Here is a 15,092-nt window from a genome sequence, read left to right on the forward strand (position 1 = left end):
AGGACGAAACGGGTTCGCCCTGCATCTATTATATAATACCCACGGTCACAAATTGCGCTTTCCCCTTTCTAAAAGAGCGCAATTTGTGACCGGGTGCGGTATACAAGCCAATGACAATTTATCGGTTGGTTGATGGGGGTTTGGGTAATTGCGGAATGATCCAGTTGATCAAAGCCTGCGGCGAGCGGGTTTGAATATAGATCTTGCCGGGGCCGGTCAATTCGATCACGAACCCTTCGCCGCTGAACAACGTGGATTTTAATCCGCCAATCGGTTTGGGCTGCACGCTCATCGTGCCATCAAACGCGACCAGATGGGAAGTATCCACAACGTATTTTTCACCGGCTGTCAGCGTTTTCTCATAGATCGCGCCGTAGGATGAAACCAGCAGGGTGCCGGTGCCTGTGGCTTCCAACATGGCAACCCCTTCAGCCGACATCAAAGCCTTAACACTGAGTTTGGTGCTCAACTCAACCGTTGACTCAGAAGCCATATAGGAACCAGACTGCACCATCAACTTCTCACCGCTCATTTCGATCACTGCAATATCACCGGGCAATTCGGGGGCGAGGGTTACTTCTCCGCCAGTAGCGGGTGCAACAAAGAAGTTCTGAAAGAATGATTCGCCGCCGAGCACGGAACGTCCGAGCGACTTAAGCAATCCGCCTTCGGCTTTGGTTTCGATCTGCACACCGCCAGACATGCTGACCATCGCGCCTGCTTCCGCGCGGATACGTTCATTGGGTGTCAACTTCGCAATCGCGAGTGAGTAGGACGGGCGGTGTATAACTTCAATATCCATGGGTGAAACTCCTTGTTTGGTCTTTATGAAAATTCAAAAGCTTTTATTTAACCAATTTTATTTCACTTTGATCCACACCAGCTAACAACTCAATTACAGTTTTGTGAAAAATCGGATGAACAAGATCAGGCGCAATCTCTGCGAGAGGCACAAGCACAAAGGCGCGCTCCTGCAAACGTAGGTGCGGAATCACGAGCTGCGGCGTGTCGAGTTTCACATCATCAAAAAACAGAATATCAATATCGATCAGGCGCGGTCCGTTTTGAAAAGTAGGCACACGCCCGAGCGCGGATTCCAATCGCTTCAAATGCGCCAGCAGCGCCTCAGGCTTGAGATAGGTTTCAACCTGCACCACCTGATTTAAAAATGCAGCCTGATCGGTAAAGCCCCAAGGCGGGGTTTCATAGATATGCGATCTTTTCTTCACGCTCATTTGCGGTGTGAGATTATCAACAGCCGTCTTCAAATTGGAAAGACGGTTTCCCATGTTCGTGCCCAGCGCGAGATAAACAATATATTCCATACACTATCCGTTAACAGCGTGCTCATCAAAATGCTCAACCATGTCCGCAGCGAGCCACTCTTCAATATCGCGGTTTGAAAAGGCATCATCAGGCAGGCCCTGCACGAGCCGGACCATATCCTGTCTTTTCATTTCAAACTGCTTTTGCACTTCTTCATCAGAAAGTTTTGCATACTTCGCGATCACATCTGCATTGAATGCATCCGTGTTTACATCTTCCCATTTGAAATGCGGGTCACTCATGATCCCTTCAATAATACGAGCGCCCATTCCCCACCACTCAATTACATGGCCCAGAATTTCACGAAAATTCTCCACGCCCTGTTTTTTCAAAAAAGCATTCTTATCTTCAACGCTGGAGAAATCCTCAATATATGTACTCCATTCATTCTCCAGGGTATCCAGAGTCAAAAAGCGGCTCAACGCAACAAGATGCTCGCGCGCATGGTGGATAAATACCCCATTGACCCAGCCCCGCACCCGCCGATTCTCCCACGCCGCTTCATTCATAGACCGTAAATCTGCCGCGGCTTTCTGACGCGTTTTCTCAAAATGGGACAGGAACTCCGTCTCATCCCAATCTTTATATTTTTCAATGGCCGCTGCATTGAATACATCAAAATCATATTTCTTGCGTTCATATTCGCGCTCTTCCGCAATCGCAAGAATGACGGGCATGGCCTCTTCCCACCAGCACAAAATATGCGCCAGCATGTCGCGAAACCGTTCATAACCCTGTCCATTCACACGCTTTTGACCCACATCCACAGGCAGACGGTTAAAGCGCTCAATATAAGTTGCCCACTCGGTTTCTAAAAAATTAAGCGTACGTTGTTTAAAGTTTTGCATGGGATTCTCCATAAGGTAATTTTATAAACCCCAACAGCAAGCTGTTGGACTCCAGAGTTAATTTTCAGTCAAAGACACCACTTCCGCATTGTTCAAAGCGTGATGTAGATCCGCGCTCTTGAGAATGACCGCCGTATTCCGCATCCCCGACCCAATGGACACTTCCTCCTCCCGCATCACGCTCGCATCAAGCTTAACCGTAAGCGGATTCAGCAATCCGAACGGCCCCACCGTCCCGATGCGATATCCCGTCACCGCCAACACTTCATCTTCCGTTGCCATCGTAATTCGTGAACGGCCAAGATGTTTGCGCAGCAGCTTCCATGAAATTTGGGCAGACCCAGCCACCAGAACCATTATAAATTCATCTTCCGCAATTCGAAACAACATACTACGCCCGATTTGCGAAGCCCGCTGACCTCGATCACTCGCCGCCTGCTCAAACGAATGGACAGGGTTTTCGTGCCGGAATATTCTATGCGGAACACCGAGTTCTTCCAACGCAATACTGATCGGGGGAATATCCATTTTTATCTACCTGTAATTTTCCGTGGTCATATGTCATCCCTTCGGGATTTGAAAACACACATACTATTTTCTATAATTCATCATCATCATTCATGATTGATCATTCACATGTCATTCAAGTCACTCATCATCATTCATCATTCATCATTCACTTCGTTTTTCTTTATAATCACACAACTTAATGATCGGACATTGCGGGCAGTTTGGTTTGCGCGCACCGCAGATCTCGCGCCCGAGGCGGATGATGTTTAAGTGCGCAGCGTAATAGGTTTCGGGTGGGAAGATGGATTCAAGATATGGGTGCGCCTGTTCTACATTCATTTTTTCGGGGCGCAGGCCGATACGTCCGCTGACGCGGTAGATATGCGTATCTACGGGGAAGGCGGGCATGTTGAGTGAAAAACATAAAACAATGGCGGCGGTCTTGGGACCAACACCGTTAAATTTTGTCAGCCAGGCGCGCGCTTCTTCGACAGGCAATTCTGCTAAAAACTCCAGATCAAGCACGCCGCGTTCTTCGGTGATGGCTAGCAGCACTTGTTGTATGCGCGGACCTTTTTGATTCGCGAGTCCGGCGGGGCGAATCGCATCCATCACATCTTCGGCTTTGGCATCACGCACGGCTTCCCAGCTTGGGAATTTTGCGCGCAGGGCGTCAAATCCACGGTCACGGTTGACGTCATTTGTGTTTTGCGAAAGGATGGTTGAAACGAGTTCATCGATGGCCGGCAGTGGAGTGCGCCAAATGGGTTCGCCGAAGGCTTCAAAAATGTTTCGTGAATTTTGATCGCGCGTTCTTTTAGGTTTTCATAATGTTTTATTTGCCCATTGTAGCGTATTCCCAATAACCGCAACAGACTTTATCAAATGCAAGCTGTTTTGATCTCAGAATACCGAGAATATCAATTTCGCCCAGTTGAATTAACTGCGCGAAAAAAATTAACGAAATTGATTTTAAGGAAAATCTACACCAGTTTAAAAACAGGCTGCGACTTGCCGGTCACATAGCCGCTGTGATTCTTAAGTTGTTTGGTTGGGCCAAACGCCGCGAGTGATTGCAGCTGTGTTTCGTTTAAGGCTTTTAGTTGACGCAGAATTTCAAGGGTGACGGCGGGGCGTACGCGCGGCGCGGATTCCAACTCGTCATTCATGCGGGCTGCGTCACCGTCGGTTACTTTAAAGGCAATGCCCACGCCGTTCTCGCCGCATACGCCCGGCATTAAGCCGATGATCTGAAAGCCTTCAGCGCCGCGTTTGGTGACGATCTTGCCCGCACCAACTTTCATCAACTCACAATCAAATTCGCCATCATTGCTGATCATTTCAGGATGTGCGATCATGGCAGATGTGATCTTGCGGCAGGCCGTTGCGCGCGATTCACTTAATCCACGCGGATCACACAGACGCGCCATACCCAATGCTGCATTTAAGAGCGGCACGGCAAAATTCGGCGCTGAACAGCCATCGACACCAAGCTCCACTTTATCTTTTTCAACTCCGCACATTTCAGAGAAAGTGGCGAGAATGTCTTTTTGAACGGGGTGGGAAAGATCAAGGTAATTATCCAGCGGCAGGCCGCGCATTTTTGCGTGTGCCAACATGGCGGTATGTTTGCCGGAACAGTTATTGAAATTTGGCGTGGGCGTTATATTTTGCTGAATGACCATGCGCAGCTTGGATGCGTCGCCGGGCAAATGTGCGCCGCATTGCAGGTCACTTTCCTGAATGCCAACTTTTTCCTGCATGGCTTTAACCGTATCCAGATGGATCTGGGCGGTCTCATGTGAAGAACAAGCCAGGGAAAGTTCGCTTTGGGTGAAATTAAAATGCTCCACGCCGCCGCGCTCTACAAAGGGCAGCACCTGGAACGGCTTGGCAGATGAACGCAAAAAGGCGACCCCATAAGGGTCGCCATAGGAATGCAGGAGTTTACCGTTTGAATCCACAATGGCGATGGAACCAAAGTGCGTTGATTCCACGACATGGCCGCGCGTCAACTCAAGAATGGGTTGAAGCACGTTCATTTAATCCTCGCTTGTCTGGCTGGGCGAATGATTCTGGCGCACGTTGTAATGCAGCAAGCCATAGCGCAAACGCTGAGCGAATTGTTTTTGACGCGCTGCCGGAGCTTTGAACCATGTCAATAGTGCAGTGACCAGTTTCTCGGTCGCCGCTGGATTCGGTTTTTTCGTCGTGACTTTATCCAACTTATCGTGGACATGCTTCAAAAAATCATGCTGAGTCTTAACGATGTTGGCTGTCACCACACCGCCGCGGCTGCTAATGATCGTGTAACCTTTATATTCGGCACTGAGCAAAAGATCGAGCGCAGAAAGCCAGGCTGAAAGATTTGAGCCTGCGAGAAAGGGCGGTTGATTTTTTAATACGGCGTCGCCTACGAATACGATCTTTTCTTCAGGAAGGCGCACCCAAATGGAGCCATTGGTCGGGCCGGCGTGATGCTCAAGGATCACAGGCGAATCGCTCCAATATAAATTCATTTGATCTGAGAAGGAAATTTCAGGAGGAGACCAGCGCACACTACCCAGGCCGGAAATTGATTCCCAATCTGAACCTGTTTCTTCGCCCTGTGCTTTAAATGTGCTGGGACGGGTGCGGAACGTGTCGGCGGTTTTTTCGTGCGCGATCACGGTGCAATCCATGGCGCGCGCGCCAAGTGTGCGGTCTGGATGCGCATCGAGATTGACGAGTGCACGTTCCATACCGCCGCCAAGATTCATCAACGCGGCACGCCATGAACGCGCATCTTCTGGAGAGGGCGGCGCATCGATCTGAATCAGTCCACGCTGAGTGACGATCACCCCCAAAGTTACACCGGGGAATTGGTCTTCGATCTGAATGTTTTTTGTTATTTCCTGCATACTGCTCCTGGACATGAAAAATGATATGTTTCTGGTGTTTGCTGCATAAAAACCAAAACTGGAATATTGATCTTTAACTCGTAAATTTTCCCGGGGAATTTTGGCGGTTTATGCGGTACTCGATATATACAGTAAACATCAAGCAGTAATGATCTAATTTTTTGCCGCTTGATGAAAATCGCTATAATAATTATTCACTCGGCTTTAGGGTTAATCTGCCGGTCTGGCGCTTGAGTTGACCTGTGGCTTTCTTTTGCGCAACAGGCAGGGTTAACCAGAATGTAGTTCCCTGATTCAATTCACTCTCGACCCAAATCTCACCGCCGTGTCCCAGCACCGCAAGGCGGCAAAAAGCCAGCCCAACGCCCAATCCGCCGGGACGTTCCTTGCCGCGCAAACGGGTGAATTTATCAAAGATACGCTCACGATCTGCAAGGGGAATTCCGGGACCATTATCGCGCACCCAAAACTTAACAAACAATCCGTCTGTAGTTTGCGCACCAATTTCCAACCGTCCCTGCACCGGAGTAAATTTGATCGCGTTCTCCAGCAGATTGATCAATATGCGATGCGCCATATCCACATCCACCCAGATCAACGGAAGCACGAGCGTGGATTTATTTTCAATACGCTGCTGTCGTCCGTTTAACGCCGGCTCCACATCACGGATCGCTTCACGAATCAACGCCAGCGGATCCACCGCAGCCTGATCCACGATCTCTTTCCCTGACTCAAGCCGATTAATATCAAGCAACGAATTGACCAGACGCTGAATGCGCGCAGTTGAATTTGTGGCAATGCTCAACATGGAACGGATCGTTTCATCTTCATGAACCATGCCGCCCAGCATTTCAAGGCTGGAGACGATATTCCCCAGCGGTGAGCGCAGGTCATGATAGATCATGGCGATCATGTCATCACGCAAATCGTCGAGTTCTTTTCTTTCGGTAATATCACGCAAGATCCATTGCACAGAGTCGGTCTCTTCAAACTCCACGCGATGCGCGTGAACTTCAATGGGAGAAGTTCCACCATTCTGCTGGTGCAAAACAGACTCGTAATTACACTCATCATCGCGTCTCAATGTTTCAAAGTTCAAGCCGGTCTTATTCCACTTGACTTCGTGCAACTGGTCGATGCTCATTGAATGCAGTTGTTCGTTGCTATACCCGCTCAAAATCACCGCCTGCCGGTTCGCTTCCAACACTCTGCCTTCCCAATCTGTGATCAGAATCGGGTCCACGCTGTCTTCAAATAATTCACGATACCGCTGATGTGCTTTTTGCAAACGCTCAAAAAATTGAGCATTCTGAATCGTCGTTCCAGCAAGGCTTCCAAGCCCTGTCATCACCAAAAGTGCATCGGGATCGAAAGAACCGGAGATCGGATTCACCGCCTGCAACACACCGATGACCTTACCCTGAGATTGGATCGGAGCAATGGCGATGGAACGCATCTCGATTCCCCCGAACCTGTCCGCTTCACTATAACGAGGATCCAGGCTGACGTTTGGCACCACCAACCCGTGCCCATCACGTACCACCAAGCCCGCCAACCCCTGTCCGCCGGGAACATGTCTGCCGGGAATATTCCCCGAGTTATGTCCTGCGGCCGCGTTAAAGACCAGATCATTACTTGCATTATCGATCAATGCCAGCGCCACAGTCTCAACCTGTAAAGCCTGCATGGTTTGATTAAGTATACGGCGCCACACATCCTGTATTTCCAGGGATGTGTTGATCGCCGCCGCACCCTCTGCCAGCGCAGACATGACCCGCGCCGTCCGCTGACTCTCAGTGTACAAACGCGCATTCAAAACGGCCACGCTCGCCTGATCGGCAATGGCACGCATCAATTCCAAATGTTCCTCGGTAAAAGCATTCGGCACAGAATGAACAAGCGTCAAGACCCCCACCAACCGTTCACGCGCCATCAAGGGTACACACAGCGCAGACTTCGCGCCGCTTTTGGTGATGGAATCATCCGCCCGGCGCAGCCAACGTTCATCCTTGCTGGTATCAGGTACAAACACAGGTTTGCGATGCTGCACTACCCAGCCGGCAAGTCCGCGCTCCACCGTATCACGCAATTGTTGAGTGGTATGCTCATGGAATTGTTTTCCATAAACAATGGTTGCATCCACGGGCTTACCCGCATCGTCCATCACCACGATACTGCCGCGCTCGCCGCCCACATGTTGAATGGAGGCAAACAGCAGGCGTTGTAAAACCGTGCGAAGATCCAACGCAGTGGCAACTTCGCGGCTGACGTTGATCAATAGTTCAAGCAGGGATCGGGTGCGGTCTTCAGACATGGGCATATTTAATCATGATTTTTTAAAATTTGAACAAAATAATTCAAAGTATAGCCCCTTTGGTACAATTGCGCCATGTCACTTGATTTACCCCGCATAAAAGCCCTGTGTTTCGATGTTGACGGCACCCTTAGCGACACCGATGATCTGTACACGCAGAAAATCTCACCTTTTTTTCCGCGTTTCCTCTTTAAGAATCCAGACTACACCGCGCGCCGTCTTATCATGTGGGTTGAAGCCCCGGGTAACGCACTGCTCGGCCTCGCAGATACGCTCGGAATTGACGATGAAATGATCGCAGTTATTAACTGGCTATCCACCCACCGCAGACAATCTTCAAAAAAATTTCTGCTCGTACCCGGCGTGGACGAAATGCTCAGACAGCTTCACGGTCGATATCCCATGTCAGTGGTCAGCGCGCGAGATGAAGGCGGCACAATGGCTTTTCTTGAACAATATAACCTTCTGAAATATTTCGATGCAGTTATCACAGGTTTATCCGCCCCGCACACCAAGCCTTATCCTGACCCAATCCTGCTGGCTGCGAAAAAAATGAACATCGCTCCTGAAAACTGTCTGATGATCGGCGATACCACCGTGGATATCCGCGCGGGGAAATCCGCTGGAGCACAAACAGCGGGAGTTTTATGCGGATTCGGAGAAGAGTCTGAACTGCAAAAAATGGGCGCTGATATCATCCTAAAAGACACAACAGAATTACTGAAAATATTAGACTTTACCGGCAACTAGAAAAAAAAGACAGCCCCTAAAAAATCAAGGCTGTCTTTTCACGCCGAATATTTCTCTTCTTACATACAAGAGCCGATCATTCATACTCAAAATATTTTTTAAGATCGAGCATGTGCTTCTCAAAAAGATGCCATGTCAAAAAGGAAACCAAAATCGTACTGCCAAAGACAGAGGCGATATAAACAACATATATCTGCCAGCCTCTGTATCCATCCTTCCAGAAGAAATCCAGGAGAATGAGCGCAAAAGACATATGCAACAAATACATTGAGTAACTGTGTTTGCCAAAGAAGATCAGAATCTTATTCTGAAAAAAATTATGGATAATGGTCTTTTCACTGCTGAGCACAAGATACCCGATCAACGCAGCTGTAAAAATAGACGCGGCAGTATATCCGCCAAGTGTCAGTGGAACATTATCATAAATTGGATGCGGGATCCCGGGTAATGAAATAAAACAAAGAATCAGAAAAGCGATCAGGGAAACCAGAAAAATGGGGAGGGAAATAGTCCGCAGCCGCTCGCGCCATTCTGTAAAAGTAAACCCAATTGCAAGCAGGGCGCCAAATGCCAGTTGTTCAAAACGAGTGAATGTGTTGTAAAAAAAGAATTTTGACACAAAACCAATATCGTCCCAAAACAGCACCCCGGCAATGCGCGCCAAAATGGAAATCACGATCACCCAGATGCTCATTTTCACCAGTGTTTCCTTGCGTGAAAAATAAACAGCTGCGGGCCAAACAAGATAAAACTGTTCCTCTATGGCAAGCGACCAGGTGACAGATAGATAAAGCGTCAGCCACATGCCATCCAATAAATTTATCCAATTCTGCTGATAAAGAACAAGAAAGGGAATAACGCGCGGTATTTCAGGAACAAAGACAGGGTCAAGCCGGGGAATAAAATACAGAATAACGGCCACGCAAACAAAGTAAAGCGGAAAAATTCTCAAAGCACGCCGCATATAAAAATTCTTGAAGTAGCCTGCCTTCACCCTGGTCTTTAATAAAATTGAGGTAATTAAGAATCCAGAAAGAACAAAAAAAATATCCACACCCACCCAGCCAACCGAAGTCAGACTGGTTATAAAATGCAGCGTTCCATTGGCGGTGAAAATATCGGCCCGCTTAAATATATGCAGCGCCATAACAAGAATTACAGCAATTCCCCGCAGACCATCCAACTCTTTTGTGCGTTCATTCATCAAGGCATTATCCCATACAAAAAATAATAAACATAATTTTAGCGCAGCATAGCCAAAGCCCGGTCAGACCGCTAGATGAATCCCTGTGGAGCCAAAAAAATTAAGCCTGATATATTCAAGGACAAGCAATTCCCTTTTCAACCATTGGGGCGGATTATCAATATTAAGCAACGACCGGTTAATGAAAATGGCTTCGTCAACATTAACCCAGGCCGGATGAAACCCCAGATCTTTTTCATAGTCATCCAGTCGTTGTTGCCCAAAGCCGGCCCCCACCTGACATAAATAATAATATGATGTCATTTTGAAAACATCATATTCTGTTTCCATGGGAATATCGTATTCAATGACCGCGCCGAGACCTTCTCCAAGCAAATCAAGCAATGCGCCGCTCTCCTCTTCAATCTCACGCGCCAACGCCTGCTCATGCGACTCGCCTTTCTGCACACCACCGCGAGGAAATTTGTAATCTCCCATCACTGAAGAATGGATCATAAGCAAATCTGATCCACGCAGGATCACACCTCTTACTGCATTTCTGAAAATGGTTTTTCCCTGTATATTAATTTTCCCGCTGCGATACATCTCTGCAAGAATTTTCATGGAAATAATTTTACCGCTTTAAACAAAGAAGTTTTCCCTGTTGGGAAAACTTCTTTGTTGTGATTATTTTTTATTTTGCAGAGTCAACTTCTTCCTGCTTTTTGAATTGGCTCATATACAGGTCGTAGTAGAAGCCTTTCTTCTTGAGCAGGTCGTCATGTTTACCGCGCTCGATGATCTCGCCGCCTTTCAACACGAGGATCATATCTGCATTGCGGATGGTGGACAAACGATGTGCGATGACAAAGGATGTGCGGCTTTGAAGTAATGCGTCAAACGCTTTTTGGATGAGACGCTCGGTTCGTGTGTCCACGCTGGAAGTTGCTTCATCCAGGATGAGAATTCTCGGGTCTGCCAGAGCAGCGCGTGCGATCGAAAGCAGCTGCCTTTGTCCCTGAGAAAGACCCGAGCCGCGTTCGCCTAAAACAGTCTCATATTTTTCAGGCAATCTTGTAATGAATGAATCAGCGTTGGCGAGTTTGGCCGCGGCATAAACTTCTTCATCGGTGGCATCGGGGCGGCCAAAGCGGATGTTATCCATGACAGAGGCGCTGAAGAGGAAGGTATCCTGCAGCACGATACCGATCTGCTTGCGAAGCGACTCAGCGGTGACATCGCGCACATCCACGCCGTCAATTTTGACCGAGCCGTGCGTTACATCGTAGAAGCGCGGAAGCAAATTGATGATGGTGGTCTTTCCCGCGCCAGTGGGGCCAACGATGGCGATGGTTTGCCCGGGTTCGGCGGAGAAGGAAACTTTGTTCAAGACGGGGACGCCATCTTCATATTCATGGCTGACTTCAGTAAATTCAACTTTGCCTTTGATCTCGGTCATGGCTTTCGCGTTGACTTTATCTGTTACGGCAGGCTTTTCATCAAGGATGGTAAAGATGCGTTCCGCGCCAGCAACCGCGTTTTGAATATTCGTCCATAACACGGCGATCTGTTGGATAGGCTGATTGAAACGCTGCACATAAGCGAGGAAGGTAATCACCAATCCTAATGTGACGGCTGTGCCGAAAAGCGAGTCGCCGGTCAATAAGTACCAGCCGCCCACGCCGGTGACGATGGCAAGACCGATATAGGAAAAGGCTTCCAATGTTGGCGCCAGCGCGGAGGTGTATGCCACGGCACGCACGTTCGCATCGCGATTGGCGGCGTTGACTTCCTTGAACTGCACAATGTTTTCATCGGCGCGGTTGAAGGCTTGCACTTCACGCACGGAGGAAATGGTTTCCTGTAATTCAGCATTGACATTGCCAATTTCTTCGCGGCTCTTGCGGAAGGCTTTACGTGCCTGCCCCGAGAACCAGATGGTGGCGATAAACATCAATGGAGAAACGGCAAGAGAAAGCAAAGCAAAAGGCAGGCTGGCGGTGAGCATGTTGTAAGCCACCCAGACCAATAAAAGAATACCGCTGAACACATTAACTAGTGCAAACGAAAACGCCTGCTCAATCGCGGATGTATCATTGGTGATGCGGCTCATCAGATCACCGGCTTCGTGATCGGCGTAATAGCTCATGGAGAGTTCATGCAATTTCTCGAATACTTCCAACCGCAGTTCACGCAGAACATGTTGACCAGTCCATGCCATGACGAAGAAGGTTGCGCCTGTGAGAATGGAACCAAGCACATACAATGCGATCACGATCAGGATCAAACGGAACAAGGCTTCGATGCGTTGTTCGTTTGTGGCGCTGGCGATATCTGGTACTTCATAGCCGCCAGAGTGAAAAGCGGCGTATACGATCTGACGTGAATATGTCAGCGTGGATGGGTCTTCGGTGGTGCCAAGCCAACAGCTTGATTCTGCTTTTTGGTCTGTGGCAGTTGCGGGTGCGAGTGAAGCGAATGCGCTTCCTCCCGCAGGTACCAGGAAACAATCTGTGGCTTGTCCTGAAAGTTCAGGAGATGTGACCTGACTCCAGGTGGTGATGATGACGAAGACCACCGCGAGTACGATCATGTACCAGAAGCGGCCAAAATATCTACCGAGGCGACCGAGTGTTTCACTCAGGTTGCGCGGCTTGATGGAATCTTGATTAAGTATATTGCCGAAACGTCCGGGTCCGCCCATCATAGGTTAATGCTCCTCGCGCAAAAGCTGCGAATTATAAATTTCTGCATAGATCGGTTCTTCTTCCATTAATTGAGTATGCCTGCCCTGGGCGACGACTTCGCCTTTTTCAAGCACAAGAATTCTATCTGCGTTCATCACGGTGCTGATGCGCTGCGCGATGACGAAGGAAGTGCGTCCCTTCATGAGAGTTTCAAGCGCTTCCTGAATATGTGACTCGGTGGCGACATCCACACTGGAGGTGGAGTCATCAAGGATGAGAATGCGCGGGTTGAGCAAAAGCGCGCGCGCGATCGCCACGCGTTGTTTTTGTCCGCCGCTGAGTGTGGTGCCGCGTTCGCCGACGTGTGTGTCGTAGCCATCGGGGAAGGACATGATGAAATCATGCGCCGCTGCAGATTTTGCCGCGGACTGAATTTCTTCGAGGGTGGCTTCGGGTTTGCCGAAAGCGATATTGTCGCGAATGCTTCCGCTAAACAATGTGGTTTCCTGAAGGACAATGCCAATTTGTGAGCGGAGTGAATCGAGGGTGATGTCGCGCAGGTCGTGACCATCAATTGTGATGCTGCCTTCGCTGGGATCATAGAAGCGGGGAAGCAAATTGATGATGCTGGTCTTGCCTGAACCGGTTGCGCCGAGCAAGGCAATGGTTTCACCTGATTTGGCTTCAAAGGTCACATTCTTAAGCACGGGGTCACCGCCGCCGAAATATCGAAATGTGACGTTATTAAATTTCACGTCGCCTTTGACTGCGGGGAGGGTTTCGGCGTTGGGCTTATCAACGATATCGCTTTTCGCATCGAGAATTTCAAAGATGCGGTCAGCAGATGTGGAAGCCTGCCCGAGTTGGGTAATGATGAATCCAAGCTGCGCGATCGGGAAAAACAGATACATTAGGTAGAGTGAAAATTCCTGCCAGGCGCCGATGCTTAATGTGCCCACAATAATTTGCTTGCCGCCCACATATAAAATGGCGGCCTGACCAAGATTGGCAATTAAGAAAACCAGAGGAAACAAAAATGTGAACAAACGCGAAACCGTGATGGCTTGATTCATGGTGTCATCCACGGCAATGCGGAATTTCTTCTGCTGTTGTTTCTCGCGCGTGAAAGCCTTGATGACTTTGATGCCCGCAAGGTTTTCCTGCAGCACTGTGTTCAATGCAGAAAGTTTTTGCTGCACTTTTGCGAACAAGGGCTGGCTGATGGTTCCAAAGATCATGAACAATACCAACGCCACCGGCAGGATCGGCATGGCCGTCCATGCGAGCGAAACATTTGAAGAGAACAAAATGATGATCGTGCCGGTCAACAAAATAATGGAACCCACAAGCTGCAGCAAAGCCTGACCAATGAACAGACGAACTTTTTCCACATCATCTGTGGCGCGGATCATCAACTGGCCTGTCTGATTCTTGTCGTGATATGAAAAAGATAATTGTTGAATTTTTGCGTACAGATCATTGCGCAGGTCATACGCGACTGACTGTGAATTTTTCTCAGCCCAAAAGGCCTGCAGGAAGGCGAAGAGTCCGCGCAGCAGGGCGAAGATGATGATCGCGACAAGGGCAGTTGTCAGGGCGCGGGGAGCGTTGGTCACATCCGCTTCAAGCGTGACTTTGAGCTGGTCAACCGTGGTGGCAGAGTCGTAGCTGAGGGCTTCGAGAATCTTCGGCAGTGCCGCACTCATAAATGCGGCGGGAATTTTTTCGAGCGCCTGCAAAACCTGGTCGGCGAGATATCCGCTGGTGACGGCGTCGATCACGTTGCGGATCATGCGCGGTACAGCCAACTGTGAGAGCGTGGCAATGATCAGGAAGAGATACGGTAAGGCCGCCTGACGACCATACTTGGTCAAATAGCGGACTGCACGGCCAATCCCCTTAAAGGACGGGCGCGGACGTTTTGCGCGGGGTTGAGTTTGGGTGATGGTTGCTTGCATAGAATTCCTTTTGCGATTTACGATTTACGATTTTGGGTTTCCATTTTTTCGACTGCATGGGTAAGCAGGGTTAAGGCTTCGCTAACTTTCTCGCGTTCTTCCACACTCAAAACAAGCGCGAGATCGTCCATCCAACGGTAGCGTTCCTCGGTTCCCTGGCTGATCAGTACTTCACCTGCGGCACTTAAGGTTAATAATTTGGCGCGGCGGTCGGCGGGATCTTCAGCACGTTCGAGATACCCCGCCTGAACGAGTTTATCCACCAACTGACTGGCGGCGGCGGCGGTTACGTCAAAACGCTCACTGATCTCAGAAATGCCGCATGGACCTTTATGATGCAATTGCATGAGAATGCTGAATTGCGGCATGGAAAGGCCTGTGCTTTTGGCGAAGTGACTCCATCCACGCATGGAACGATGCATGAAGGTATCCATCCAGGCGCGCAGGGTTTTGGAAAATTGGGTGTGTTTTATCATAGTTAAGCCTGCTTTTTATTTAAGCGTGCTTAACTATATAACTGAGTTATTTTCCGGTCAAGGGGAGAGGTGTTAGAGGATTATTAGAATTAGAGACTGTTTAAGACACTTCACTACGAAGCCACCAAGAGAAAAACTTG

Annotated in this window: 14 protein-coding genes; 1 reads left to right on the plus strand and 13 read right to left on the minus strand. The window is 49.1% G+C overall.

Translation table 11 applies throughout. The features are described from left to right. Positions 1 to 118: 118 nt before the first annotated feature. The 8 genes from IPL71_RS12355 to IPL71_RS12390 all read right to left on the minus strand — a co-directional run bounded on the left by IPL71_RS12355 (position 119) and on the right by IPL71_RS12390 (position 7,898). Positions 119 to 802: a TIGR00266 family protein gene (locus IPL71_RS12355; RefSeq protein WP_345322000.1), complete on the minus strand. Its 684-nt coding sequence runs from the start codon at positions 800 to 802 to the stop codon at positions 119 to 121. Between the two features lie 43 nt (positions 803 to 845). After that, the gene (gene folK / locus IPL71_RS12360) at positions 846 to 1,325 is read right to left on the minus strand and encodes a 2-amino-4-hydroxy-6-hydroxymethyldihydropteridine diphosphokinase (RefSeq protein ID WP_345322002.1); all 480 of its coding nucleotides are present in this window, start codon (positions 1,323 to 1,325) and stop codon (positions 846 to 848) included. Positions 1,326 to 1,328: 3 nt separating this feature from the next. After that, positions 1,329 to 2,174, minus strand: a complete 846-nt coding sequence (locus IPL71_RS12365; protein WP_345322004.1) for a ClbS/DfsB family four-helix bundle protein — start codon at positions 2,172 to 2,174, stop codon at positions 1,329 to 1,331. A 57-nt stretch (positions 2,175 to 2,231) separates the two neighbouring features. Beyond that, entirely contained in the window at positions 2,232 to 2,702 is a 471-nt protein-coding gene (locus IPL71_RS12370) for an aminoacyl-tRNA deacylase (protein WP_345322006.1), read from the minus strand. Between the two features lie 144 nt (positions 2,703 to 2,846). Next, positions 2,847 to 3,473 (minus strand): endonuclease III domain-containing protein, encoded by a 627-nt coding sequence (locus IPL71_RS12375; RefSeq protein WP_345322305.1) that lies wholly within the window; start codon positions 3,471 to 3,473, stop codon positions 2,847 to 2,849. 194 nt (positions 3,474 to 3,667) lie between these two features. Further along, entirely contained in the window at positions 3,668 to 4,726 is a 1,059-nt protein-coding gene (locus IPL71_RS12380) for an asparaginase (RefSeq protein ID WP_345322008.1), read from the minus strand. After that, positions 4,727 to 5,584, minus strand: coding sequence for an MBL fold metallo-hydrolase (locus IPL71_RS12385; RefSeq protein ID WP_345322010.1), 858 nt, complete (start codon positions 5,582 to 5,584; stop codon positions 4,727 to 4,729). It lies immediately after the preceding gene. 190 nt (positions 5,585 to 5,774) lie between these two features. Then, positions 5,775 to 7,898, minus strand: coding sequence for a GAF domain-containing sensor histidine kinase (locus tag IPL71_RS12390; RefSeq protein WP_345322011.1), 2,124 nt, complete (start codon positions 7,896 to 7,898; stop codon positions 5,775 to 5,777). 75 nt (positions 7,899 to 7,973) lie between these two features. Here IPL71_RS12390 and IPL71_RS12395 point away from each other — a divergent pair, with 75 nt between their 5' ends. After that, positions 7,974 to 8,648: an HAD family hydrolase gene (locus tag IPL71_RS12395; protein WP_345322013.1), complete on the plus strand. Its 675-nt coding sequence runs from the start codon at positions 7,974 to 7,976 to the stop codon at positions 8,646 to 8,648. A 76-nt stretch (positions 8,649 to 8,724) separates the two neighbouring features. On the opposite strand, the gene IPL71_RS12400 is transcribed toward IPL71_RS12395, so the two are convergent. The 5 genes from IPL71_RS12400 to IPL71_RS12420 all read right to left on the minus strand — a co-directional run bounded on the left by IPL71_RS12400 (position 8,725) and on the right by IPL71_RS12420 (position 14,952). Continuing rightward, positions 8,725 to 9,852: an acyltransferase family protein gene (locus tag IPL71_RS12400; protein WP_345322015.1), complete on the minus strand. Its 1,128-nt coding sequence runs from the start codon at positions 9,850 to 9,852 to the stop codon at positions 8,725 to 8,727. 63 nt (positions 9,853 to 9,915) lie between these two features. Then, positions 9,916 to 10,455: an NUDIX hydrolase gene (locus IPL71_RS12405; RefSeq protein ID WP_345322016.1), complete on the minus strand. Its 540-nt coding sequence runs from the start codon at positions 10,453 to 10,455 to the stop codon at positions 9,916 to 9,918. 70 nt (positions 10,456 to 10,525) lie between these two features. Then, on the minus strand, positions 10,526 to 12,538 hold the full coding sequence (locus tag IPL71_RS12410; RefSeq protein WP_345322018.1) for an ABC transporter ATP-binding protein: 2,013 nt from the start codon (positions 12,536 to 12,538) through the stop codon (positions 10,526 to 10,528). Between the two features lie 3 nt (positions 12,539 to 12,541). Beyond that, positions 12,542 to 14,476: an ABC transporter ATP-binding protein gene (locus IPL71_RS12415; RefSeq protein WP_345322019.1), complete on the minus strand. Its 1,935-nt coding sequence runs from the start codon at positions 14,474 to 14,476 to the stop codon at positions 12,542 to 12,544. 17 nt (positions 14,477 to 14,493) lie between these two features. Then, on the minus strand, positions 14,494 to 14,952 hold the full coding sequence (locus tag IPL71_RS12420; RefSeq protein ID WP_345322021.1) for a MarR family winged helix-turn-helix transcriptional regulator: 459 nt from the start codon (positions 14,950 to 14,952) through the stop codon (positions 14,494 to 14,496). Positions 14,953 to 15,092 lie beyond the last annotated feature (140 nt).

Source organism: Candidatus Villigracilis proximus (genome assembly GCF_016717045.1).
Lineage (GTDB): Bacteria > Chloroflexota > Anaerolineae > Anaerolineales > Villigracilaceae > Villigracilis > Villigracilis proximus.

Coding starts and splice junctions, on each gene's coding strand:
- IPL71_RS12355 (WP_345322000.1), bottom strand. CDS start 802: ATGGATATTGAAGTTATACACCGCCCGTCCTACTCACTCGCGATTGCG.
- IPL71_RS12410 (WP_345322018.1), bottom strand. CDS start 12,538: ATGATGGGCGGACCCGGACGTTTCGGCAATATACTTAATCAAGATTCC.
- IPL71_RS12400 (WP_345322015.1), bottom strand. CDS start 9,852: ATGAATGAACGCACAAAAGAGTTGGATGGTCTGCGGGGAATTGCTGTA.
- IPL71_RS12370 (WP_345322006.1), bottom strand. CDS start 2,702: ATGGATATTCCCCCGATCAGTATTGCGTTGGAAGAACTCGGTGTTCCG.
- IPL71_RS12365 (WP_345322004.1), bottom strand. CDS start 2,174: ATGCAAAACTTTAAACAACGTACGCTTAATTTTTTAGAAACCGAGTGG.
- IPL71_RS12415 (WP_345322019.1), bottom strand. CDS start 14,476: ATGCAAGCAACCATCACCCAAACTCAACCCCGCGCAAAACGTCCGCGC.
- IPL71_RS12395 (WP_345322013.1), top strand. CDS start 7,974: ATGTCACTTGATTTACCCCGCATAAAAGCCCTGTGTTTCGATGTTGAC.
- IPL71_RS12420 (WP_345322021.1), bottom strand. CDS start 14,952: ATGATAAAACACACCCAATTTTCCAAAACCCTGCGCGCCTGGATGGAT.
- IPL71_RS12380 (WP_345322008.1), bottom strand. CDS start 4,726: ATGAACGTGCTTCAACCCATTCTTGAGTTGACGCGCGGCCATGTCGTG.
- IPL71_RS12385 (WP_345322010.1), bottom strand. CDS start 5,584: ATGCAGGAAATAACAAAAAACATTCAGATCGAAGACCAATTCCCCGGT.
- IPL71_RS12390 (WP_345322011.1), bottom strand. CDS start 7,898: ATGTCTGAAGACCGCACCCGATCCCTGCTTGAACTATTGATCAACGTC.
- folK (WP_345322002.1), bottom strand. CDS start 1,325: ATGGAATATATTGTTTATCTCGCGCTGGGCACGAACATGGGAAACCGT.
- IPL71_RS12405 (WP_345322016.1), bottom strand. CDS start 10,455: ATGAAAATTCTTGCAGAGATGTATCGCAGCGGGAAAATTAATATACAG.